The organism is Streptomyces lacrimifluminis (assembly GCF_014646095.1).
Taxonomy (GTDB): domain Bacteria; phylum Actinomycetota; class Actinomycetes; order Streptomycetales; family Streptomycetaceae; genus Streptomyces; species Streptomyces lacrimifluminis.
Genome location: NZ_BMMU01000022.1, coordinates 114270 through 137245 on the forward strand (window position 1 = coordinate 114270; position 22976 = coordinate 137245).

Annotated in this window: 19 protein-coding genes and 1 pseudogene; 5 read left to right on the forward strand and 15 right to left on the reverse strand. The window is 69.6% G+C overall.

The window, feature by feature from the left end:
* Positions 1-11: 11 nt before the first annotated feature.
* Positions 12-263 (reverse strand): annotated as a pseudogene (locus IEY89_RS40985) (STAS domain-containing protein); the annotation flags it as partial.
* Positions 264-414: 151 nt separating this feature from the next.
* Here IEY89_RS40985 and IEY89_RS28385 point away from each other — a divergent pair.
* The gene (locus tag IEY89_RS28385; RefSeq protein WP_189150354.1) at positions 415-1335 is read left to right on the forward strand and encodes an AEC family transporter; all 921 of its coding nucleotides are present in this window, start codon (positions 415-417) and stop codon (positions 1333-1335) included.
* A gap of 55 nt (positions 1336-1390) precedes the next feature.
* Here IEY89_RS28385 and IEY89_RS28390 read toward each other — a convergent pair whose 3' ends face one another.
* The 8 genes from IEY89_RS28390 to IEY89_RS28425 form a co-directional block, all read right to left on the reverse strand.
* Positions 1391-2674: a thymidine phosphorylase gene (locus IEY89_RS28390; protein WP_189150382.1), complete on the reverse strand. Its 1284-nt coding sequence runs from the start codon at positions 2672-2674 to the stop codon at positions 1391-1393.
* Between the two features lie 90 nt (positions 2675-2764).
* The gene (locus IEY89_RS28395) at positions 2765-3181 is read right to left on the reverse strand and encodes a cytidine deaminase (protein WP_189150355.1); all 417 of its coding nucleotides are present in this window, start codon (positions 3179-3181) and stop codon (positions 2765-2767) included.
* Positions 3178-4440, reverse strand: coding sequence for an ABC transporter permease (locus IEY89_RS28400; protein ID WP_189150356.1), 1263 nt, complete (start codon positions 4438-4440; stop codon positions 3178-3180). The genes IEY89_RS28395 and IEY89_RS28400 overlap by 4 nt, the downstream gene beginning before the upstream one ends.
* Positions 4437-5567, reverse strand: coding sequence for an ABC transporter permease (locus tag IEY89_RS28405; RefSeq protein WP_189150357.1), 1131 nt, complete (start codon positions 5565-5567; stop codon positions 4437-4439). Before IEY89_RS28405 ends, IEY89_RS28400 begins: the two co-directional genes overlap by 4 nt.
* On the reverse strand, positions 5564-7213 hold the full coding sequence (locus IEY89_RS28410) for an ABC transporter ATP-binding protein (protein WP_189150383.1): 1650 nt from the start codon (positions 7211-7213) through the stop codon (positions 5564-5566). Before IEY89_RS28410 ends, IEY89_RS28405 begins: the two co-directional genes overlap by 4 nt.
* A gap of 237 nt (positions 7214-7450) precedes the next feature.
* Positions 7451-8500: a BMP family lipoprotein gene (locus tag IEY89_RS28415; RefSeq protein ID WP_189150358.1), complete on the reverse strand. Its 1050-nt coding sequence runs from the start codon at positions 8498-8500 to the stop codon at positions 7451-7453.
* Positions 8501-9210: 710 nt separating this feature from the next.
* A complete protein-coding gene (locus IEY89_RS28420) occupies positions 9211-10239 on the reverse strand; it encodes a BMP family lipoprotein (RefSeq protein WP_189150359.1) in 1029 nt (342 codons plus the stop codon).
* 329 nt (positions 10240-10568) lie between these two features.
* Positions 10569-11825, reverse strand: a complete 1257-nt coding sequence (locus IEY89_RS28425) for an amidohydrolase (RefSeq protein ID WP_189150384.1) — start codon at positions 11823-11825, stop codon at positions 10569-10571.
* Between the two features lie 315 nt (positions 11826-12140).
* Here IEY89_RS28425 and IEY89_RS28430 point away from each other — a divergent pair, with 315 nt between their 5' ends.
* The gene (locus tag IEY89_RS28430; protein WP_229695452.1) at positions 12141-12845 is read left to right on the forward strand and encodes a class I SAM-dependent DNA methyltransferase; all 705 of its coding nucleotides are present in this window, start codon (positions 12141-12143) and stop codon (positions 12843-12845) included.
* A 365-nt stretch (positions 12846-13210) separates the two neighbouring features.
* Here the strand turns inward: IEY89_RS28430 and IEY89_RS28435 are convergent, their stop codons facing one another.
* The 4 genes from IEY89_RS28435 to IEY89_RS28450 form a co-directional block, all read right to left on the reverse strand.
* Positions 13211-14446, reverse strand: coding sequence for a hypothetical protein (locus tag IEY89_RS28435; protein ID WP_189150360.1), 1236 nt, complete (start codon positions 14444-14446; stop codon positions 13211-13213).
* Positions 14447-14544: 98 nt separating this feature from the next.
* Entirely contained in the window at positions 14545-15480 is a 936-nt protein-coding gene (locus IEY89_RS28440; protein WP_053745842.1) for an N-acetylneuraminate synthase family protein, read from the reverse strand.
* 12 nt (positions 15481-15492) lie between these two features.
* Entirely contained in the window at positions 15493-16809 is a 1317-nt protein-coding gene (locus IEY89_RS28445; RefSeq protein ID WP_189150361.1) for an acylneuraminate cytidylyltransferase, read from the reverse strand.
* Between the two features lie 50 nt (positions 16810-16859).
* The gene (locus tag IEY89_RS28450) at positions 16860-18152 is read right to left on the reverse strand and encodes a DUF6716 putative glycosyltransferase (RefSeq protein ID WP_373287303.1); all 1293 of its coding nucleotides are present in this window, start codon (positions 18150-18152) and stop codon (positions 16860-16862) included.
* Between the two features lie 222 nt (positions 18153-18374).
* Here IEY89_RS28450 and IEY89_RS28455 point away from each other — a divergent pair, with 222 nt between their 5' ends.
* From IEY89_RS28455 to IEY89_RS28465, 3 genes are all read left to right on the forward strand, one after another.
* Positions 18375-19361 (forward strand): glycosyltransferase family 2 protein, encoded by a 987-nt coding sequence (locus IEY89_RS28455; protein ID WP_189150363.1) that lies wholly within the window; start codon positions 18375-18377, stop codon positions 19359-19361.
* The gene (locus tag IEY89_RS28460; protein ID WP_189150364.1) at positions 19361-20770 is read left to right on the forward strand and encodes a polysialyltransferase family glycosyltransferase; all 1410 of its coding nucleotides are present in this window, start codon (positions 19361-19363) and stop codon (positions 20768-20770) included. Before IEY89_RS28455 ends, IEY89_RS28460 begins: the two co-directional genes overlap by 1 nt.
* A 255-nt stretch (positions 20771-21025) precedes the next feature.
* Entirely contained in the window at positions 21026-22222 is a 1197-nt protein-coding gene (locus IEY89_RS28465) for an acyltransferase family protein (protein WP_189150365.1), read from the forward strand.
* An 89-nt stretch (positions 22223-22311) separates the two neighbouring features.
* Here the strand turns inward: IEY89_RS28465 and IEY89_RS28470 are convergent, their stop codons facing one another.
* Both IEY89_RS28470 and IEY89_RS28475 read right to left on the reverse strand, forming a co-directional pair.
* The gene (locus tag IEY89_RS28470; RefSeq protein WP_189150366.1) at positions 22312-22734 is read right to left on the reverse strand and encodes a DUF7674 family protein; all 423 of its coding nucleotides are present in this window, start codon (positions 22732-22734) and stop codon (positions 22312-22314) included.
* On the reverse strand, positions 22731-22934 hold the full coding sequence (locus IEY89_RS28475; protein WP_189150367.1) for a DUF397 domain-containing protein: 204 nt from the start codon (positions 22932-22934) through the stop codon (positions 22731-22733). The genes IEY89_RS28470 and IEY89_RS28475 overlap by 4 nt, the downstream gene beginning before the upstream one ends.
* Positions 22935-22976 lie beyond the last annotated feature (42 nt).

A 22976-nucleotide genomic window follows, 5' to 3' on the forward strand; every position in this document is an offset into this window, starting at 1 on the left:
AGGCGTATCCGGCCGCCGGCCCGGCGGGCAGCCAGCTGGAGCCGGGCCAGCAACTCCACCGCGCCCAGCCCCGGCGGCCCCAGCCCCGCCACATCACACACCACGACCGGGTCACGACCACCACCGCCGCCGGTCCCCAACAGGGCACGCAGGTCCTCGCACAGCCCCGTCACCTCCTCACGGGTGACGGGGCCGGCCAGCACGAGTACAGCGGGTGTCATGGCGTCCACGAACGGTAGACCGGACGGACGGCCGTAACTCATCGCCCACCCCCACCTCTCCCCATCGCCCACCCGTTGAGATCACTTTGACTCGTCCCCCTCCTCCCCGGAGGGTTGCATGTATGTCCCACGAACCGACCCCGCCCGCGATACCCCACGGCCTCCCTTCCTCCCGGCCCGCGAAGGAGGCGCTGTGCAGGGGGTGCTGACCGGGTTCGCGGTGATCGCGGTGGTCATCGGCGTCGGTTACGCGATCGGGCTGCGCGGCTACCTCGGGGACAACGGACGCGAGGTACTGACCAAGCTCGCCTTCCATGTCGCCACCCCGGCCCTGCTGTTCACCACGCTCGCCCGGGCCGACCTGTCGGTGATCTTCTCCAGCCGGCTCCTGGTCACGGCGCTGAGCACGATCGCGGCGGCCAGTGTCTTCGTCGCGGTGGGCGTCGTACGCCGCTGGGGCGCCGGACGTACGACGATCGGCGCTCTCTGCTCCAGTTACGTCAACTCCGGCAACCTCGGTATCCCGATCGCCGTGTACGTGCTGGGTGACGCCTCGCTCGTCGCGCCGGTGCTGCTGTTCCAGACGATCGTGGTCACACCGATCGCGCTGACCGTCCTCGATCTGACGAGCACCGGTGAGAAGGGCCCGCTGTGGCGGCAGTTGATCACACCGCTGCGCAACCCCGTCGCCGTCGGTTCGCTGTCCGGGGTGCTGGTGTCGGCGACGGGGATCGGCGTCCCCGCGCCCGTCCTGGACCCGCTGACCCTGATCGGCAACATGTCCGTCCCGGCGGTGCTGCTGGCCTTCGGGATCTCGCTGTCCGGCAGCACCTGGCCGTTGCGCGGTTCCGAGCGGACCCCCGTACTGCTGTCGGTCGCCCTGAAGTCGGTGGGCCAGCCGGTGGCCGCCTGGGCGCTGGGCGCGGGTGTCTTCGGTCTGCGCGGCGCGCCGCTGCTCGACGTGGTGGTGACCTCGGCCCTGCCCGCCGCCCAGAACCTCTTCACGTACGCGGGCCGTTACCGCGTGGCGGAGACCCTGGCCCGCGAGTCGATCCTGCTGTCGACCGTCCTGGCCGTACCGGTGCTGGTGGTCGTCGCGGCCCTGCTGGGCTGAGCGGTAGGGCGGGGAGGGGACGCCAGAGCCCCCTCCCCGCCGTACCGCTACCGGCTCAGGCGATCCGCTCCAGCACCACCGGCGCCGCCGCGAAGTCCGTGGCCGCCGCGCCGATGTCGTAGGACCCCTCGACCGCCTGGAGCGCGTACTCGAAGCGTTCCGGGGTGTCCGTGTGGAGGGTCAGCAGGGGCTGGCCCGCCGTGACCGTGTCGCCCGGCTTGGCGTGGAGCTCGACGCCCGCGCCCGCCTGCACCGGGTCCTCCTTGCGGGCACGCCCCGCGCCGAGCCGCCAGGCGGCGACGCCGACGCCGTACGCGTCCAGGCGGGTCAGGACGCCCGAGGACGGGGCCTTGATGACGTGCTGCTCCTTCGACGTCGGCAGCGGGGCGTCCGGGTCGCCGCCCTGGGCCGCGATCATCCGGCGCCACACGTCCATCGCCGAACCGTCCGCCAGCGCCTTCGCCGGGTCGGCGTCCTTCACGCCGGCCGCTTCGAGCATCTCGCGGGCCAGGGCGATCGTCAGTTCGACCACGTCCGCGGGGCCGCCGCCCGCCAGGACCTCGACCGACTCCCGTACCTCCAGCGCGTTGCCGGCCGTCAGGCCGAGCGGGGTCGACATGTCCGTCAGCAGGGCGACCGTCCTCACCCCGTGGTCAGTACCCAGACCCACCATCGTGGAGGCCAGTTCCCGCGCGTCCTCGATGGTCTTCATGAAGGCGCCCGTGCCCACCTTGACGTCCAGGACCAGGGAGCCGGTGCCCTCCGCGATCTTCTTCGACATGATCGAGGAGGCGATCAGCGGGATGGCCTCGACCGTGCCGGTGACGTCCCGCAGCGCGTACAGCTTCTTGTCGGCCGGGGCGAGGCCGTCGCCCGCCGCGCAGATCACCGCGCCTGTGCTGTCCAGGACGCTCAGCATCTCCTCGTTGGAGAGCAGCGCCCGCCAGCCGGGGATCGACTCCAGCTTGTCGAGTGTGCCGCCGGTGTGGCCGAGGCCACGGCCCGAGAGCTGCGGCACGGCGGCCCCGCACGCCGCGACCAGGGGGGCGAGCGGGAGGGTGATCTTGTCGCCCACGCCACCCGTGCTGTGCTTGTCGGCCGTCGGGCGGGACAGGGCGTCGAAGTTCATGCGCTCGCCGGACGCGATCATCGCCGCCGTCCAGCGGGCGATCTCGCGGCGGTTCATGCCGTTCAGCAGGATCGCCATGGCGAGCGCGGACATCTGCTCGTCGGCGACCACGCCGCGCGTGTACGCGTCGATGACCCAGTCGATCTGCTCGTCACTGAGTTCACCGCGGTCCCGCTTGGTGCGGATGACGGAGATGACATCCATGGACAGGAGCGTCATGGCTTTCCTTCCGGTGGTTCTGCGAAACTGTGCGGCCCCCCGGAGTGGGTGCTCGACCAACTCCGGGGGGCCGTACGGGAGTTACTTGGTGAGATGGTCCGGGCCGAAGGCCTGGGGAAGCATCTCCGAGAGGGGCAGGATGCCCGCCGGGGTCTCCAGCAGCAGGCTCTCGCCGCCGAACTCGTACAGCAGCTGCCGGCAGCGTCCGCACGGGACGAGGATGTCGCCCCTGCCGTCCACGCACGTGAAGTGCGTCAGCCGGCCGCCGCCCGTGAGCTGGAGCTCGGAGACCAGGCCGCACTCGGCGCACAGGCCGATCCCGTACGACGCGTTCTCGACGTTGCAGCCCGAGACCGTGCGGCCGTCGTCGACCAGGGCCGCGACACCGACCGGGTAACCGGAGTAGGGGGCGTACGCGCGGGACATCGCGTCCCGGGCCACCGCCCGCAGCTTCTCCCAGTCGACCGGTTCGGCGTTCGCGGACTCGGTCGCCGTCACTTGCCCTGCCCCCTGCGGTACGGCATGCCGTCCGCCTTCGGCATTCGCAGGCGCTGCGCCGAGAAGGAGAGGACCAGCAGGGTCACGATGTAGGGCGCCGCCGTCACGAGCTGGCGGGGAACCTCGTCCGTGTCGGCGTACCAGAAGAACATCACGGCCGAGATGAGCGCGGTGATGACGGCGGGAACGTACCGCTTCTTCCACACCAGGTAGGCCGCCCCGAACACCAGCAGGATCGCCAGCAGCAGGATCAGCGCGTGCACGTTGGTCGTACCGCCGCGCAGGTTGAGGCTGTCCGTGTAGCCGAACAGGCCCGCGCCGAGGGCGAGTCCGCCCGGCATCCAGTTGCCGAAGATCATCGCGGCGAGGCCGATGTAGCCACGCCCCGCCGTCTGGCCGTCGAGGTAGACGTTCGAGGCGACGATCGACAGGAAGGCGCCGCCGAGGCCGGCGAAGCCGCCCGAGATGATCACGGCCAGGTACTTGTACTTGTAGACGTTGACGCCGAGCGACTCGGCCGCCACCGGGTTCTCGCCGCAGGAGCGCAGACGCAGGCCGAAGGCGGTGCGCCACAGGATCCACCAGCTGGCGGGTACGAGGGCCACCGCGATGACCGTCAGCGGGGACAGGTCCGTGACCAGACCGCCGACGAGACCCGCGATGTCCGAGACCAGGAACCAGTGCTTCTGGTTGAGCGTGTCCAGCCAGCCCGACAGCCCTGGGATGTCGAAGGTGCCCAGCGAGTCGATCGGCGGGGACTGCTTGGAGGAGCCCCCCGGAGCCTCCTCGAAGGTGAACTTCGAGAGGTAGCGGGCGGTGCCCAGGGCAAGGATGTTGATGGCCACACCGGAGACGATGTGGTTGACGTTGAAGGTCACCGTCGCGATGGCGTGCAGGACGGCGCCGAGGCAGCCGCCGAGGATGCCGAAGGCGATGCCCACCCACGGGCCCCACTGGTACCCGGCCCAGGCGCCGAACCAGGTGCCGAGGATCATCATGCCTTCGAGGCCGATGTTGACGACGCCCGCGCGCTCGGCCCACAGACCGCCGAGGCCGGCCAGGCCGATCGGGACGGCGAGCCGCAGGGCCGTGGACATCTGGCCGGTCGAGGTGATGCCGTCGGCGCCCGTGATCAGACGCACGACCGATGTCAGGACCAGCACACCCGCGATGATCAGCAGGAGTACCGGGAGCGAGATCCGGCGCTTGCCCTTGCCGGGCTGCTGCGCCTGCGGCTTGGCGATGGTCTGGGCGCTCATCGGGCCGCCACCTCCTTCTGGGTGGTGTTGTTGTCGGCGGCGGCTGCGGCCAGTTCGGCGCCCACCTGACGCTGCTGGCGACGCAGGCCCCACTGACGTACGGCCTCGTACGAGATGACGACCGCGAAGACGATCAGGCCCTGCATGATGGTGGCGATCTCCTTCTCGTACGCGACCGGGGTCGCGTAGTCGAGGGCGGGGGACGCCTTGTCGAGGAAGGCCCACAGCAGGGCGGCGAACGCGATGCCGCCGGGGTTGTTGCGGCCGAGGAGGGCGATGCCGATGGCGGTGAAGCCGAGGCCCGCGGGGAAGCTCAGGCTGTAGGTGTGGACCTCGCCGAGCAGCAGCGGCAGGCCGGACATGCCCGCCACACCGCCGGAGATCAGCATGGAGATCAGCACCATGCGCTTGGCGTCGACGCCGGAGGCCGCGGCGGCGGACTCGGACTCGCCGGTGGCGCGCAGGTCGAAGCCGAAGCGGGTGCGGTTGAGGACGGCCCAGTACAGGATGCCCAGGAGGACGGCGAGGAAGACCAGGCCGTAGATCTCGCCGACGTCCGCGCCGAGGTCGATGCCCGGGAACCAGCCGGACTCCTTCATCACGCCGGTGGTGTTGTTGTTGCCGACCTGGACGCCCCAGTTGTCGGAGAGCATCAGCCAGCCGATGAGGCTGGTGGCGATCGCGTTGAGCATGATCGTCGCGACGACCTCGCTGACGCCCCGGGTGACCTTCAGGATGCCCGCGATACCTGCCCAGAAGGCGCCGGTGAGCATGGCGACCAGGAGGAGCAGGGGGATCTGGAGGAAGGACGGCAGCGACACGTTGGCGCCGACCGCGGCGGCCATCATCGCGCCGAGACGGTACTGGCCGTCGACGCCGATGTTGAAGAGGTTCATACGGAAGCCGAGGGCGACCGCGAGGGCGGCGATGTAGTACATCGACGCCTGGTTGACGATCAGGACCTGGACGTCGGAGAACGACGCCTGTTCCAGCATCAGGCCGTACGGCTCGAACGGGTTGCGGCCCGAGGCGAGCAGTACCACCGAGGTCAGGGCGATCGCCGCGACGAGCGCGATGACCGGCCCGGCCACCGCGAGGAGCAGCCGCTCCTTGTCGAACTTCTTCATCGGGCCTCGTCCTCCGGGGCGGTGTCCGCGCTTGCTTCCGGGCTTGCTTCCGCGCCGGCTTCGGTGCTTTCGCCGGTGCTTTCTTCGACGTGCTCCAGGTGACCGGTCGCGGCACCTGTCATGGCCGAGCCGAGTTCTTCCGGCGTGATGGTGGCCGGGTCGGCGTCGGCGACCAGCCTGCCGTTGTAGATGACGCGCAGGGTGTCCGACAGGCCGATCAGCTCGTCCAGGTCGGCGGAGATCAGCAGCACGGCCAGGCCTTCGCGGCGGGCCTCGCGGATCTGGTCCCAGATCTGCGCCTGGGCGCCGACGTCCACACCGCGGGTGGGGTGGGCGGCGATCAGGAAGCGCGGCTTGTGGGTCATCTCGCGGCCGACGATCAGCTTCTGCTGGTTGCCGCCTGACAGGGAGGCGGCGGTGACGTCGATGCCGGGGGTGCGGACGTCGTACGCCTCGACGATCCGGCGGGTGTCCTCCTGGGCGCCCTTCGGGTCGAGCCAGAAGCCGCGCTTGCCCTTGCTGTTGGGCTTCTCGGTGACATGGCCGAGGATGCGGTTCTCCCAGAGCGGGGCTTCGAGGAGCAGGCCGTGGCGGTGGCGGTCCTCCGGGATGTAGCCGACGCCCTGTTCGCGGCGCTTGCGGGTGGGCCAGGCGGTGATCTCGTCGCCGGCGAGGGCGATGGTGCCGGAGTCGGCGCTCCTGAGGCCGATGAGGGCCTCGATCAGCTCGGTCTGGCCGTTGCCCTCGACACCGGCGAGGCCGAGGACCTCGCCCGCGTGGATGGTGAACGTGATGTCGTCGAGGACGGCCCGGCCGCCCTCCGCCTCCAGGCGCAGCCTGTCGACCTGGAGCACGGGGCGGTCGGTGACCGTGGACTCACTGGTCTCGGGTGTCGGCAGCTCGCTGCCCACCATCAGCTCGGCGAGCTGACGCGGGGTCGTGTCGGCGGGGACGGCGGTGCCGACCGTCGTACCGCGCCGGATGACGGTGATCTCGTCGGCGACCGACAGGACCTCGCCCAGCTTGTGGGAGATGAAGATGACGGCCAGGCCCTCGGACTTGAGTTCCCGCAGGTTCTCGAAGAGGGCGTCGACCTCCTGCGGGACGAGGACGGCGGTGGGCTCGTCGAGGATGAGGGTCCTGGCGCCCCGGTAGAGGACCTTGAGGATCTCGACGCGCTGACGGTCGGCGACGCCGAGGTCTTCGACGAGGGCGTCCGGGCGGACGCTGAGGCCGTAGCGGTCGGAGATCTCCTTGATCTTCCTGCGGGCGCCGCCGCCGATACCGTGGAGCTTCTCGCTGCCCAGGACCACGTTCTCCAGGACGGTGAGGTTGTCGGCGAGCATGAAGTGCTGGTGGACCATGCCGATGCCGCGCGCGATGGCGTCGGCGGGCGACGAGAAGGCCACCTGTTCACCGTCGACCGCGATGGTGCCCTCGTCCGGCTTCTGCATGCCGTAGAGGATCTTCATCAGGGTGGACTTGCCGGCCCCGTTCTCGCCGACGAGGGCGTGCACGGTGCCCTTGTTGACCGTGAGGTGGATGTCGTGGTTGGCGACGACACCGGGGAACCGCTTGGTGATGCCCGTCAGCTCGACCGCGGTCGTCGACTGAGCGGTGAGCGGAGGGCTGCTGGACGCGTCGATGGCGCACTCTCCTTGAGAAGGGGGCCTCTCTACGCGCGTAGCGCCCCTGCTTTAAATAGTGCCCGGACCTGATCGGACTTGATCATTGAATGATTGATCCGTACCGATCCGTTCCGAGCATTCTGCCGCGCGAACGGGGTGCGGATCGACCATCCTCTCCGCACCCCGTTCCACGGCCGTAACGCTGTGATTACAGCGCCTCGTGGACCACGCTCAAACCCCTGGCGCCTCCTGGCGTCAGGAGGTCTTGACCTTGATCGAACCGTCCTTGATGCCGGCCTCGGCCTTCTTCAGCGCCTCCTGGAGGGTGGCGTTGTCCTTGAAGACCGGGTTGGAGTCGGCCAGGCCGACACCACCCGAGGCGAGGTCGGCGCGGACGACGCCGGTCTCGGGCTTGCCGTCCTTGACCGACTTGGCCAGGTTGTAGACCGCCCCGGCGACGTCCTTCAGGGCCGACGTCAGGATCGAGTCCTTGTACTTGGCCAGCGCGTCCTGCTTGTACTGGTCCGAGTCGACACCGATCGCCCAGATCTTGTTCGCGGCGGCGGCCTTGATGACGCCCTGGCCGGAGAGACCGGCGGCGGCGTAGATGACGTCCGCCTTGCTGTCGATCATGCCCTCGGCCGCGTTCTCGCCCTTGTCGGGGCTGGCGAAGCCACCCTCCTGCGCGGTCTCGGTCAGGTACTGCGACTTGACCGTGACGCCCTTCTTGGTGTCCTCGACGCCCTGCTTGTAGCCCGCCTCGAACTTGTGGATCAGCGGGATGTCCACACCGCCGACGAAGCCGACGACGTTCGTCTTGGTGGTGAGGGCGGCCGTGACACCGGCGAGGTAGGAGCCCTGCTCCTCGGTGAAGACCATGTCGGCGACGTTGTCGGCCTTGATCTGCTCGTCGTCGACGACACCGAAGGTGACCTTCGGGAACTTGGCCGCGACCTCCTTGACGGCGGGCGCGTAGGCGTAGCCGACGCCGATGACCGGGTTGTAGCCCTGCTTGGCGAGCTGCTCCAGGCGCTGGGCCTTGTCCGCGTCGGACTCACCGTCCTGCGGCTCGACGGCCGTGCTCTTGTAGCCGAACTCCGCGTCGGCCTTGTCCATGCCGGCGGTCGCGGCGTCGTTGAAGGACTGGTCGCCCTTGCCACCGACGTCGTAGGCGAGGGCGAGACCCTTGCCCTTGCTGTCGCTGCTGCTGGAGGACGAGGAGGACGAGCTGCCACAGGCAGAGGCAGTTACGGCGAGGGTGGCGGACGCGATACCCGCAACCGCGATTCGGGACAGCCGGCGCATGGGACGAGACTCCTTTGTGCAAGCGCCTACCAGGCGCAGGTTCCGCCGCAGCGTAACGCGCGTAGACCAGACGGAAAACCCCAACTGTCCGGTCCGTTATCGAGCTGTGGCCGCAGTCGCGGCCCACATTACGGACAGGAAGGCTCCCCTCGCGGGAGCCAAGCGGCGTATGTGCAGGAACGATGCCCGGCCGGGCGTACCCAGGGCCGCCCCAACACCCCGGAGAGCCGGCCCGGGCCGCGGGCCGTGCCGGGTCTCGAACCCGTCGAGCCGGGGCGGTTCGAGCGGCCGGTGAGGCGGGCGACCGGCGCGCGGGAACTCCGGGTGCGGCAGGCCCCCGGCGGCGGCCCCCGCGACCACAACCGCGTCGAGGGGGAGGGTGGCGTCCCGCCAGGTCGTGTAGCGGATCAAGGCGCCGGAATCCCAGGTCATCGCCGCATCGGCGCGGTTCGGAGCCGCGCATGGCGCTGACGGCAGAGCATCTGCTGCGCGACCCGGGAGCCGTGTCCCATGGGTGGCCGACGCGCGGCCGACCGGACGCGTCGAGCAAGGTCGCTCACCCCACGAAGCGGGACACGAGCAGGGGGAGGCGGAACGAGTCCCTTTCCTCCGTACGACGAGCAGCGCCCCGACCGCGGGGCCGGGGCGCTGCTCGTCGTACGGGTCCGTCGCGCCGACGTCAGGTCACGTCCGCGAAACCGACGACGGGGTCACTTGGTGTTGACGGTGACCTTGCCGTCGATGATGTCCTGCTTGGCCTTGTCGACCGCGGCCACCACGTCCGTCATCGCCTTGTACTTCGGGTTGGTGTCGGCGAACCCGACACCGCCCGAGGCGAGGTCGGCGCGCACGACGCCGGACAGCGGCTCGCCCTCGTACACGGACTTGGCCAGGTCGTAGACCGCGCCGCCGACGTTCTTCAGGGCCGAGCCGAGGATGTGGTCCTTGTACGCGGCGAGCGCCTGCTGGCTGTACTGGTCGGAGTCGACGCCGATCGCCCAGATCTTCTTGGCCGCGGCCTCGGAGATCACGCCCTGACCGGACAGACCGGCCGCTGCGTAGATCACGTCGGCGCCGGCCTCGATCTGGCCGCTCGCCGCGTCCTTGCCCTTGTCGGGGCTGGAGAAGCCGCCTTCCTGGGCCGTCTCGGTCAGGTACTGCGACTCGATCTTGATGTTCGGGGTGATGGACTTGGCGCCCTGGACGAAGCCGGCCTCGAACTTGTGGATGAGCGGGATGTCCACACCACCGATGAAGCCGATGTGGTTCTTCTTCGTCGCCTTGGCGGCGGCGACGCCGGCCAGGTAGGAGGCCTGCTCCTCGTGGAAGACGAGGTCGGCGACGTTCTTCGCGGTGACCTGCTCGTCGTCGATGACCCCGAAGGTCGTGTCCGGGAACTTGGCGGAGACCTCCTTGACGGCGGGCGCGTAGATGTAGCCGACGCCTATCACCGGGTTGTAGCCCGCCTGGGCGAGCTGGGTGAGGCGCTGGACCTTGTCCGCGTCGGACTCGCCGTCCTGCGGCTCGATGTCCCGGCCGCCCATCTTGAACTCCGTGTTGGCCTTCTCGAAACCCGAGTAGGCGGCGTCGTTGAAGGACTGGTCGCCCTTGCCCCCGATGTCGTAGGCGAGGCCGATGCCCTTGCCCGTGTACTTGCCGGACTCGTCGTCGGAGCCGCCCGAGCTGGTGCTGGACTCACCGCAACCGACAGCCGTGAGGGCGACGACCGCGACGGTCACCGCGGCTTGGGAGAACCGAGTCCTCCGAGAAATAAGACGCACAGCAGGCACCCCTTCATCCCCACGGCACCGTCCCCGGCCCGCTTACCCGATGCGCCACCTGCGGCGGCGATTGCGGCGCACAGTAACGCGCGTAGAAAGGGAGGGGAACGGGGTTTCGAGAGGCCGTTATCGATTCGTGCCGAGGGGGGTTACGTTTGCCCACGCACGGTTACGGCCGAGTGAAACAAAGGGACGAAGGTATCTGGAAGGGACACGCAAGAGGGCATCGCACCGGGCGCCTGCGAGTACCCCCTTCGCGGCCGCTCCTGGACCAGGCCAGGCTCTGGCTAGGCCTGCCGCTGCTGTCCGTCGATCAGCGCGGCGGCGGTGAACAGTTCCACACCGACCGTGATCGCGTACTCGTCGGCGTCGAAGTCGCCCTGGTGCAGATCGCGTACTCCCCGCTCCCCCGGCCTGCGCACGCCGAGCCGGGCCATCGCGCCGGGCACGTGCTCCAGGTACCAGGAGAAGTCCTCCCCGCCGAGGCTCTGTGCGGTGTCCTCGACGGAGTGGAGGCCACGCCGGGCTGTCTGGGCGTCGCGCAGCAGTTCCGCGACCTCCGCGTCGTTGACGACCGGCGGCACACCGCGCACGTAGGTGATCTCGGACTTGGCTCCGTACAGGCTGGCGATCTCGTCGACGGCCGCGTGGACGAGATCGGGCGCCTGGTGCCAGGTCTCCAGGTCGAGGCACCGTACGGTCCCGGAGAGCTCGGCGTGCTGCGGGATCACGTTGCAGGCGTGCCCCGACTCGATCCGCCCCCAGGTCACGGAGAGCCCGCTGCGGGCGTCGACGCGCCGGGCGACGAGCGCGGGCACGTCGGTGGCGACGCGGGCGGCGGCGGTGACGAGGTCGGTGGTGAGGTGGGGGCGGGCGGTGTGGCCGCCGGCGCCGTCGAGCGAGACCTCCAGCCGGTCGCAGGCGGAGGTGATGGGACCGTGGCGCAGCCCGATCCGCCCGGCGTCGACCCTCGGGTCGCAGTGCACGGCGATGATCCGGCCGATCCCGTCGAGCGCGCCGCACTCGATCGCGTCGGCGGCGCCGCCGGGAAGCACCTCCTCGGCGGGCTGGAAGAGCAGCCGCACCGGCCGCGGCAGAGCGCCCTGCCGGTGCAGTTCGGCGAGGACGAGCCCGGCGCCGAGGACTACGGTCGTGTGCACGTCGTGCCCGCAGGCATGGGCGCGGCCGGGCACGGTGGAGCGGTACCCGCACTCACTCTTCGTGTCCGGGATGGGGAGGGCGTCGATGTCCGCGCGCAGGGCGAGCGCGGGCACAGCGGCGTCGCCGCCCTGGCCCTCGGGGTCTCCGCCGACGTCACCGATGTCACAGATGAGCCCGGTTCCGGTGGCGAGCACGCGCGGCCGCAGGCCGGCCTTCTCGAGCCGTGCCTTGATCGCGGCGGTGGTGCGGAACTCCTGGTTGCCGAGCTCCGGGTGCATGTGCAGGTCACGTCGGAACGCGACGAGTTCGGCGCGCAACGCCTCCGGCAGTGTGCCGGGAAGCGCGGCTTCCCCGGGGAGATCGGCCTCGGACTCTCGGGACATCAGTTGGTTCACCCTCTGAAGGGTAGGACGCCCGGGCGGTCGAATGACCCACGATCAACAAAAATTCAACCTGTCAGGGGAGAAAATTCGACCGCCGAAGGCATATTCGCGAACTGGTATGGGTAAACTCGCGGCCTTTTCGCGCCAGCCACTTCCGTCCACCTGCGTCCAGGTTGCCACGCCGTCCACAGCGTCGCCGGAACTGTCCACCTACCGAAACGGCCGGGGTCACGGCACATGAACATTGGCCCACAGTCTCCGCAGCCCGCGTAATCGCCCCTTCCGCCGGACCGCCCCCCGGTAACGTGCACCCCCGTGACCGCCCCGAACCAGGCGTCCGTGACGGACTCCATACAGGCCGCCGTACCGGACTCGCCGGACTTCCTCCACGCCACCCGCGCGTCCTACGACGCCATGGCCGCCGACTACACGGAGCGATGCGCGGACCACCTGGCGGACCTTCCCCTGGACCGCGCCGTCGTCGCCGCCTTCGCCGAGCTGGTGCGGGCCCAGGGTGCCGCGCCCGTCGCGGACATCGGTTCCGGGCCCGGCTGGGTCACCGCGAGACTGCACGCCCTCGGCGTCCCGGTCTTCGGCGTGGACCTGTCCCCGCGCATGGTGGCGCTGGCCCGCCGGGCCCACCCCGGACTCCGGTTCCACGTCGGCTCGATGACGTCCCTGGACCTCCCGGACGAGACCCTGGGCGGAGTCCTGGCCCTCTACTCGATCATCCACGTCCCGGACGCCGCCCTGCCCACGGTGTTCGCGGAGTTCCACCGCGTCCTGGCCCCCGGCGGCCACGTCCTGCTCGGCTTCCAGACCGGCCCCGACGACGGCCACCTGCGCCTCACGGAACGCTTCGGCCACGAGATGTCGCTGGACTACTGGTTCCGTACGCCGGACAGGGTGGCCGAACTCCTGGCCAAGGCGGGCCTGACCCTGCACGCGCAAACGGTCCGCGAGCCCTACGAGGACGAGACCCGGCAGCGCGCGTACCTGCTGGCGCGCAAGCCGGTGTAGCCGGGCGCGAGGGCTGCGCGCGGCGGGGAAGGAGCGCACGCCGGTCCGCCCGCTCCGGGGTGACGGACCGTACGACGAGGCCGACTCACCCGTGTGCGCGCACCGGGGGATCGACGGCCCGCAGGACGAGCCGAGGTCTTCGGACCCGGGAGACGGCGGCCCCGTCCGTTGGTCCGGCCCGTCCGGGAACCCGAGTGGGTCGGTGACCGGCCGTACCTGACCGGCCGTACCTGACCGGGCTCCGAAGCCTTGTGGGTCCTGCCGGACCCGGAGGACGACGAGGTCCGTGTTGCGGCAAGGCCTCGTGAGGAGCCTGCCGCGTGGCGTGACGTGACGCTCGGCGGAGACGGGGAACGGAACGGGCGTCAGCCCGTCGCCTTCGCTTCCTTCGCCGGGCGGCCCGACTCCGTCGACACCCGTTCCACGTCCCGGGCCGACCCGGTGACGCCCGACAGGAACCCCTGCGCCCGCGGTGACGCGTTCGCGGTCAGCCAGGCCGGGTCGATGTCGCAGACGGCGACCTTGACGTTCGTGCCCGCCAGGGCCAGGGGGAGGGTGTGGACGACCGTCGAGGGGAAGCTGAGGATCGTCCGGCCGATGGGGCCCCGGCGGGCGATCAGCTCCAGGGGGAGGTCCGGGCGGACCACTTCCAGCCCCGTGCAGGCCGCCAGGTCGTGGAGCTTCTCGGCGCTCTCGCGTCGGTGGGCGAAGTAGCGCGTCACGCCGTGGGCCTTGGCCAGGGTGCGGACGGCGTCGCGGTAGCGGTCGGCGTCGACCACGCCCGTCTCGACGAGCGACGTGCCGACCATGTCGGCGCCCTCGGAGATGAGCGGGGGGCCGAAGCGGGAGCGGGTCCAGGCGAAGTCGTTGGACGTGACCTCGACGCCCTTGGGGGTCTCCTCGATCGGCATCGAGGAGAAGACCTCGACCCGGCGCCTGCCGCCCGGGGTCAGCCGACGGCGTGCCTTCGACGACACCGGGATGAACAGCAGGTCCCGCGCTCCGGGGCGCTGCGCCTTGCGGTGCCAGCGCACCAGGCGCTCACCGCGCGCGAGTTGGGAGACGAACTCCATGGTCGCCGTGCCGTCGTCGACGACGACGAGGTCGCGGGCCTTGGTGATGTTCAGGAGTACCTGTACGTAGCGGGAGAACGGGTCCCCCATGACGATCCGTTCCGTCCTGCGCAGCAGGGGGGCGAGACCGCCGATCGTGCGGAAAGGGGCCGATGTTCCGGCCCGGGCGTCCTCCCAGCGGACCTCGTGGCCCTCCTCGCGGGCGAGCTCGGCCATACGGCGCAGCTGGCCGCGGGTCATCGGGTCGACCGGGGAGAGGACCACCAGGGTCAGTCCGCCCCGGGCAGGTTCCCGGTGGACCGTCGGCCGGCTCTGGCCCCTGCGCCAGCGGCGCGACGCCTGTCCGGGGACCCTTCCGAAGCGTTTGCCCTTTTTGCGGGCGGAAACGGCCGGCGCCGGACCGCCGGCCCCCTCCGGGCTGAGCGCATGCGCATGCACATGCGCCCATTCCAGCACGTTCAGCAGCTGGACCGGGCTCTCGACGAAGGCGAGAGTGTGGGGGCCGGTGGTACCGGCGCGTGGGCTCATCGACGTACGACCGTCGCTTCCGTGAGTACGGACTGGGGAATCCGCGTGGACGACAGTGGTCACCGGCCTGCGCCGGTGAAGCCGCTGAGTGATGCGGATCAGGCGGTGACGGGCTCGCCCGCCGCAGCCGCGATCTCCGCGTCGGCGATGACGCCGGAGACACGACGGAGCTTCTTCATCGGGCCGATCTCGGACTCGTAGACCTTCTTGACGCCGTCGCCGAGGGACTCGGAGATGGTGCGGATGTCACGGACGAGACGGGTCAGGCCCTGCGGCTCGACGGAGGCGGCCTGGTCGGAGCCCCACATCGCGCGGTCGAGGGTGATGTGACGCTCGACGAAGGTGGCACCGAGGGCGACCGCGGCCAGCGTGGTCTGCAGGCCCGTCTCGTGGCCGGAGTAGCCGATCGGGACGTTCGGGTACTCCTTCTCCAGCGTGTTGATCACGCGGAGGTTGAGCTCCTCGGCCTTCGCCGGGTAGGTGGAGGTCGCGTGGCACAGGAGGATGTTGTCCGAGCCGAGGACCTCGACCGCGTGACGGATCTGCTTCGGGGTGGACATACCCGTCGACAGGATGACCGTACGGCCGGTCTTGCGCAGGGCGACGAGCAGCTCGTCGTCCGTCAGGGACGCGGAGGCGACCTTGTGGGCCGGGACGTCGAACTTCTCCAGGAACGCGACGGCCTCGGTGTCCCACGGGGAGGCGAACCAGTCGATGCCGCGCTTCTTGCAGTGCTCGTCGATCTGGCGGTAGTCGTCCTCACCGAACTCCACACGGTGGCGGTAGTCGATGTAGGTCATGCGGCCCCAGGGGGTGTCGCGCTCGATGTCCCACTGGTCGCGCGGGGTGCAGATCTCCGGGGTGCGCTTCTGGAACTTGACCGCGTCGCAGCCGGCTTCGGCGGCCACGTCGATCAGCTTGAAGGCGTTCTCAAGGTCACCGTTGTGGTTGATGCCGATCTCGCCACAGATGTAGACGGGCTGGCCGGGACCGGCGGTCTTCGAGCCGAACGAGCGCAAGCGGGTGGAGGTCATTCTGGGGGTTCCTTACTTCTTGTTGAGGGGGTCGAGAGAGGGGCCGAGGATCCAGCTGGCGATCTCTCGGATCGCGCCGTCGCCGCCGGGAACGGTGGTGACCGCGCGTGCGGCGCCGCGCACAACGTCGTGGGCGCTCGCGACCGCCACGGGCCAGCCCACGAGGGCGAAGCACGGGAGGTCGTTGACGTCGTTGCCGACGTAGAGCACGCGCTCCGGCGCGATGCCCTGCTCCTCGCACCACTGCTTCAGCGCGAGGTCCTTGCGGTCGATGCCGTGCAGCACGGGCAGCTGTAGCTTCCGTGCGCGGGCGGCGACGACCGGGTTCTGTTCCGAGGACAGGATCAGCAACTTGAGGCTGCTCTTGCGCAGCGCGGCGATGCCGAGGCCGTCGCCGCGGTGCACGGAGACGAACTCCCGTCCTTCGGAGTCGATCAGCACCCTGTCGTCCGTCTGGGTGCCGTCGAAGTCGAGTACGACCGCGTCGATGTCGTCGGCGGTCGGGAGGGCGCCGGGGCGGTTCGCGTCGAAGAGCGTCGCGAGGGCCCGGGCGCGGGCGAGGTCGTGCGGGTCGTCGATCTCCAGCACCCGGGCCGGGTCGGTGCGCACGGGTTCGGTGTGACCGAAGAAACGGTGCTTCGACCGGCGGAAGCCCGTCGCGTCCATGGCGTAGACGGCGCCGGTCTCCAGGAGGTCCTGGGGGCGGTCCTGGCGGCGGGGCCGGAAGGACTTGTCGTGATTCACACCATAGCCACCGCCGACGGTCACCGTTTCGGTGGCCACGGAGCCGGTGCCGCCCTCGACGGCCGTGCGCTCGCCGCGCACCGGCTGCGGGTCGTCGGCGGCGTCGCGCCAGATGAAACCGTGGAAGGGGGCGACGGTCAGCGCGCTGTCCGCGCCGTTGTGCACGACCGCGTTGACGACGCCGTCGACGTCCTCGCGGATGATGAACGGGCTGGTGCACTGCACGAGCAGGACCACGTCGACCTTGGCGCCGTGCAGCGTCTCGTGGGCGTCCATGGCGTGCAGGACGGCGGCCTCGGAGGTCGCGGTGTCACCGGCGATGGCGGCGGGGCGCAGCACGACCTCGGCGCCGGCCTGGCGGGCGGCGGCGGCGATCGCCTGGTCGTCCGTGGAGACGACGACGTCCGTGACCAGCTTGGCGGCGAGGCACTCGCGCACCGCGCGGGCGACCAGCGGGACCCCGCCGACGGGCAGCAGGTTCTTCGCAGGCACGCCCTTGGAGCCCCCTCTCGCGGGGATCACTGCGAGCACGCGGGGCCGCGCGGTCGCTGGGCCCGCTTCCGGGTTGGACTCCGGGTTGGACATTGCCTGTACTCCTTGACGCTCTTCGCGTGCTCGACGGGGGATCCGGTGGGTCACAGCTCCCCCATCCGCCGGATCACGGGCGCGACGCGCTGCACGCCGTGCCGGTAGGCGCCGCGGGCCGCGCGACGCACGATCTGCCGCACCGCTCCCGGCTCCTTGTCGGAGGCCGGCGCCCCGGGGAGCGGAACGCCGTCGGGGCCGAGGTGGTGCCGAGCGAGAATACCCGGCAAATATCCGGGAGCCGTCATCGGTGTGTAGTACGGGGCCAGGGGCGGAAGCTTCGAGGATCCCAGAAGACGGTCGATCCTGTCGCGTGCGGCATCGAAGGCCGTCTCGTACGAGCCATCCGCGGCGACGCCCTGACGGTCCACCCACTCCGCGTCGGGTACGGGCTTGTGGCCCGCGTCGAGCTGGTCCCAGGAGGCAAGGCAGCCGGAGCCGATGAAGTGGTGGTTGCCGAGCGCCTCGCGCACTCCCAGGTCGCTCAGCACGACGGTCGGGATGCTGCGGTGCAGGGACTCCAGCGCGGCCGTGGAACTGATCGTGACCAGCAGGTCCGTGCGGTCCAGGACCTCGCCCATGTGCCCGTAGACCAGCTTGAAGTTCGGCGGAAGGTCGGCGCGCTGGGCCAGTTTCTGGTAGGGCAGTTCCTCGATGTGCGTGGTGTGCTCGCCGGGCTTGGAGCGCAGCTTGAGCAGCACCTCGCGCTCGGGGTGCAGCCTGGCGTGCTGCACGAGCCGGTCGAGGAGATACGTACGGTCCTTGCGGCTCTCCGGGACGGAGGGCTGAGCGGCGAACACCACCGTGTACGGGTGACCATGCTCACCTGTGTAAGACGCGCCGCCCAGGAACGGGAGTGCGACTTCGGTCACAGAGGACGAATCGGCACCGACTCCGTCGTACACGGCCTTGAAACGGTCGGCGTCCTGGCGGGAGTTCGCGAGGACCAGGTCGGCGCCGTGCCGCAGCAGGAGTCCGTCGGCGAGCTTCTCGTAGACGACCCCGACATAGCCGGTGACGACGACGGGGCGCAGTGCCGTGTCGTCCCACACCTGGGCCAGGCCGTGCAGCATCGCCTGGACGCCGCCGCCGACCAGGGCGAGCACGAGGATGTCGTACGGCTCCTCCTGGTCCATGGCCCGCAGGAACTCCAGGGCGGTCACCTCGCGGAGCGAGTCCGCCCTGACGCCGACCTCCTGGAGCTGGCGGGCGGTGGGGGTGGCCCGGCCTCTGAGGAGGTAGCCGTCAAGATGAATGTCGGAATTATCAGGAGAAATACGGCTGGCTGTGAGCGCACCCCATTTCCACCGAGTGTCGGAATCGGCGAGGACGGCAACCCTCATGGGGCTCGTGGTACTGGCTGGCACGCCCAAGACCTTAAGCCGACATGGGGGGCTTCCACCCAATCCCAAGGCAACAAAGGGTTAACAAAGGGTCGCGTCGACTTGAATCAAGACGCCAAACGTGCAGAAACCCCCTTGATTCACCGGGCGGACACATGTAGTTCACCCGACATCAAACCCCGGGTAAAGTGACACCACCGGAGAGGCTCTAACCTCGGACTCGTGGTCAAGCTCTCCGTCATCGTGCCGTTCTACAACGTGCAGCATTACGCGCCCGACACTCTGAAGAGCCTGCGCGCCAACGCGCGCGAGGACTTCGAGTTCATCCTCGTCGACGACTGTTCGCGCGACGAGACTCCGGACATCCTCGCGCGCGCAGAGCGCGAGCTGCCGGGCGCCGTGCTGGTCAGCCACGAGAAGAACGGAGGCCTGGCCACCGCCCGCAACACCGGTATCGACAAAGCGCGTGGCGAATACCTCACGTTCCTCGACGGCGACGACTGGCTCGCGCCCGGCTATTTCCCCCAACTCCTCGCCGCTATTGAGGACTTGGGCTGCGATTTCGTTCGTACGGACCATGTCCAGTGCACCAACAGGGCGCGCGCGATCCATCGGGTCCCGCACGGCCGGCGCGGGGTCGTGATGTCGCCGCGGGACGCGATCCTGCCCACCGACCGCACCACCTCCGTCGACTACGCCTACGCCTGGGCGGGCATCTACCACCGCCGGCTCGTCGACCGCGGCATCCTGCACTTCACCGACGGACTGCGTACGGCGGAGGACCGGCCGTGGATCTGGAAGCTGCACCGGGAGGCGGAGTCGTTCGCCGCGGTGGGGCTGCTCGGCGTCTTCTACCGGCGTGGGGTCGCCTCCTCGCTCACCCAAATCGGTGATGTTCGCCAACTCGACTTCATCCGGGCCTTCGACCAGGTCATCGAGGAGACGGCCCGGGACCCCGAGGCGGATAGGCTGCTGCCGAAAGCAGTGCGCACCTACTGCGCGATCATGGCTCATCACCTCGGAGCGATCGAGAGGTTCGAACCCGCCGTGGCCCGAAAACTGCGCTCCCTGAGCGCCGCCGCGCTGAAGCGGATGCCGCAGGACGTGCTCGCGGAGGCCATCGACTCGATGGACGCCCAGCGGGCCACCCGACTGCGGAAGGTGCGGCGCAGGCCCGTCTCCGCGTCCGCCGGGACGGTGTCCGTCTGATGTCCGCCACCACCGAGACGCGCATCCCCCAGACCCGCGGCAACAGGACCCGTACCACTCAGATCTTCTGTGCGTCGACGCTGTACGGCGCCGCCACGCTGGCCGCCGCCCTCGACGCCGGGCTCTTCGGTCCGGCCGACCGCAGACTGCTGCTGATCACCAACAACGCGGCCAACCCCGAGATCACCCCCGGGGTCGACACGATGTCCGGTTTCGACCGGGTCAGCGGGCGGTTCGACGAGGTCCTGTCCTGGAACGAGACGATCGCCCCGTTCCACCCCAGCGGCTGGGGCCCGCGCGCCGACGACGTCCCGCTGTGGGAGCGGCATCTGCGGCTGCTGTGGAACCTGGGCGACGACAACATCCAGCTGGCCGTCGAGTCCGTGCAGGTCAACCCGGCCCTCGCGCTGTGCCAGCTGTTCACCGGCGCACCCGTCGACGTCTACGCGGACGGCCTCATAAGTTATGGCCCCACGCGCGACAAGATCGACGCGCTGGTCGGCACCCGCATCGGGCGCCTCCTCCACCTCGATCTCGTCCCGGGCCTCACCCCGCTGCTGCTCACCGAGTTCGGCGTGCCCGCCGAGCTGGTGCCGTCCGAGGCGTTCCTGAAGGTGCTGGGCGAACTCGCCGAGGCCGGGGACGAGACGGTGACCTGGGAGAGCCTCCCGAAGGACCAGCCCGCACTGCTGCTGGGCCAGTACCTCTCCGCGCTCGGCATCCTCACCCCGCACGAGGAGGAGGAACTGCATCTGCGCATGGTGCGCGGCGCCGTCGCGGCCGGACACCGTTCACTCGTCTTCAAGCCGCACCCGACCGCACCCGCGGCCTGGGCGGGGTCACTGGAGAGCGAGGCGAAGAAGCTCGGCGCGGAACTCACCGTCCTGGACCGGCCCGTGCTCGCCGAGGTCCTCTTCCAGCGGCTGCGTCCCGCGCTGGTCGTCGGCTGCTTCTCGACCGGCCTGTTCACGGCGGCCGGCCTGTACGGCATCCCGGTCGCCCGGGTCGGCACGGACACCGTGCTGGAGAAGATCACGCCGTACCAGAACAGCAACCGCGTGCCCCTGACCATCGTGGACGTCCTGCTGCCGGACCTCGCGGACGCCAAGGCCGTCACGAAATGGTCGATGCCGTCGGACAAGCAGGTCGGCAAGAACCTGGCCGGACTCGTCAAGGCGATCGGCTTCTGCATGCAGCCCCGGATCTATCCACGGCTGCGCCCGGAGGCGGAGAGCTACCTCTCCAAGCACCTCACCGAGCAGACCTGGCGCTACTTCAAGCGCCGCCGTCTGACCTCGCTGGCGCTGCCCGGCGCCCTGCCGTCCCAGCTGTCGTTCATCCCGCGCAACGCGACCGTGCGCCGGATCGCACGCCGGGCACGGGCGTTGAGCAAAACGGTGAAGCGGTGAAGCGGTGACGGGGAAGCGGTGACAACGGGAACCGCGAAGATTTAATCTGCCAAACGCGTCGTCTCCCGGTTCGTATACGGACGGGTGGCGACGCGTCGGCGTCCGCGTGCATCCATCCGCGTCCGTCATGCGTCAATGAGCTGACCGGTTGTTCATCCGTGAGAGTTCTGTGCTACCTCTTTTGCTTGCCCCTGACTCTCCTGAGTTGTCGTCGATGAGTCAGCTTCTCTTGTCCCAGCTGCGAAAGGCCAGCCGATGACCGCGGCCGACCAGACCATGGCCCCTCCGCTCCCGGCTCCGCCGCCGGGCCCGCGGTCCGGGAGTGCCGAACCGGCCGTTCCGTCCTCCGCCGAGGGCAAGAAGGCCCGTCCGGTCAGCCGGCTGAGGGCGCTGGACGGACTGCGGTTGGTGGCCGCGCTGATGGTCTGCATGTACCACTTCGCCGGCAAGAACGGCACGGTCGCCGAGTCCTGGAACCAGTCGCCAGGTGTGATGTTCCCGACCCTGTCCCAGTTCGCGACCTACGGCAGCCTCGGGGTGCAGTTCTTCTTCGTCATCAGTGGCTTCGTGATCTGCATGAGCAGCTGGGGCAAGACGCTCGGCGACTTCTTCCGCTCACGCATCGCCCGTCTCTACCCGGCGTACTGGGTCGCGCTCGTCATGGTCACCGCCGCCTCGTTCCTGATGCCGGTGGTGGTTCACCATGTGCGCGCCGACGAGTTCCTGCTCAACTTCACGATGATGCAGCAGCCACTGGGCAGCTCGCGTGTCCTGGGCGTGTGCTGGACCCTGTGGGTGGAACTCAAGTTCTACGTGCTGTTCGCCCTGTTCGTGGTCTGGAAGGGCGTCACCTACCGCCGGGTGGTGACCTTCTGCATCCTGTGGACGCTGGCCGGCGCCTTCGCCCGGGTCGCGGACAACCCGCTGATCTCGGAACTCACCTTCCGCGACCACGCCCCCTTCTTCATCGGCGGCCTGGCCCTCTACCTGATCCACCGTTACGGCAGCGACCTGCTCCTGTGGGGCATCGTCGGCATGTCGTTCCTGCTGGGCCAGCGCTACTCGGTGACGGCCCTGTGGCACCCGGGCGCGCAGGGCGACTTCTCCCGCAACCCGTACGTGATCCAGCTGATCGTGCTGCTCGCCTTCGCCTCCGTGGCGGTGGTGGCGCTGGGCTGGACGCGCTGGGCGAACTGGAACTGGCTGACGATCGCGGGCGCGTTGACGTACCCCTTCTACCTGATCCACGAGCACCTGGGCTGGTTCTTCATCCGGATCCTGCACCGCGGCTGGGGCCTCGACCCGTACGTCACGATCCTCGCGTCGGTAGCGGGCCTGCTGTCGCTGGCCTGGCTGATGCACAGGTTCGTCGAGAGGCCGTTCGGCTCCCGCCTGAAGCGGACGATGACCCTCCAGTCGAAGAAACTGGGCGAGAAGCTGAAGCAGTCGTAGCGGACAGCGGACAGGGTGTGGATGCGGAGAGGCCCGGGGTCGGAATTCCGACCCCGGGCCTCTCCGCATCCACGCTCGTTGATCTGTCGTCAGCGCATCCAGTCCGGTGTCGGGACACCCGTGAACTCGTTCCAGGCCAGGCAGTGCTCCCGGGATTCGGAACCCACGTACTCCCAGACCGCCTGAAGATCGAACCCCTCGTCCCAGGCGTTGAGGAGCGCCTCGAAGAAGCCCGTGGCGACCGCCGTGCTGTCGTGTTCGCTGCCGGACGCCTGGACCTCCTCCAGGATTCCCAGCACCCGTTGCTTCTGCTCGGAGGTCTGCTCGGCTGCATGGTCGGCGAACACCGTCGCCAGATCAGCCAGGCGGAAGGTGAACGGCGGGACGTCGTCCGGGTCCGCGTCCTCGAAGCCTCGCCAGTACACGACACCGGCACGGTCCTTGGCTGCCAGTACGTCGCTCACGCCGAGAAGATCACCGAACCAGGCCGGGGTCGAGAAGCTGGTGGTCACCGCACTGGCCCCGCCTCGGCCTTGGCGCCGGTGAGGAAGGCCTGCCAGCTGCCGGGAGCGAAGGTGAGCATCGGGCCGCCGGCCTGGTCCTTGCTGTCGCGTACGGCTCGGCCGCCTACGGCACGGGTGGCAACCTCAACGCAGTTGTTCTCCTGTCCGGAGTACGACGACTTCCGGAAGGGGCCAATCGGCTCGGTCACGATGTGTCTTCCTTGATGGTCCGCAGTACGCGCCGGATGAGT

Excerpts from the sequence above, each read along its gene's own strand:
- IEY89_RS28400 (WP_189150356.1), bottom strand. The coding sequence starts at position 4,440 with ATGAGCGCCCAGACCATCGCCAAGCCGCAGGCGCAGCAGCCCGGCAAG.
- IEY89_RS28405 (WP_189150357.1), bottom strand. The coding sequence starts at position 5,567 with ATGAAGAAGTTCGACAAGGAGCGGCTGCTCCTCGCGGTGGCCGGGCCG.
- IEY89_RS28415 (WP_189150358.1), bottom strand. The coding sequence starts at position 8,500 with ATGCGCCGGCTGTCCCGAATCGCGGTTGCGGGTATCGCGTCCGCCACC.
- IEY89_RS28425 (WP_189150384.1), bottom strand. The coding sequence starts at position 11,825 with ATGTCCCGAGAGTCCGAGGCCGATCTCCCCGGGGAAGCCGCGCTTCCC.
- IEY89_RS28435 (WP_189150360.1), bottom strand. The coding sequence starts at position 14,446 with ATGAGCCCACGCGCCGGTACCACCGGCCCCCACACTCTCGCCTTCGTC.
- IEY89_RS28440 (WP_053745842.1), bottom strand. The coding sequence starts at position 15,480 with ATGACCTCCACCCGCTTGCGCTCGTTCGGCTCGAAGACCGCCGGTCCC.
- IEY89_RS28445 (WP_189150361.1), bottom strand. The coding sequence starts at position 16,809 with ATGTCCAACCCGGAGTCCAACCCGGAAGCGGGCCCAGCGACCGCGCGG.
- IEY89_RS28450 (WP_373287303.1), bottom strand. The coding sequence starts at position 18,152 with ATGAGGGTTGCCGTCCTCGCCGATTCCGACACTCGGTGGAAATGGGGT.
- IEY89_RS28460 (WP_189150364.1), top strand. The coding sequence starts at position 19,361 with ATGTCCGCCACCACCGAGACGCGCATCCCCCAGACCCGCGGCAACAGG.
- IEY89_RS28465 (WP_189150365.1), top strand. The coding sequence starts at position 21,026 with ATGACCGCGGCCGACCAGACCATGGCCCCTCCGCTCCCGGCTCCGCCG.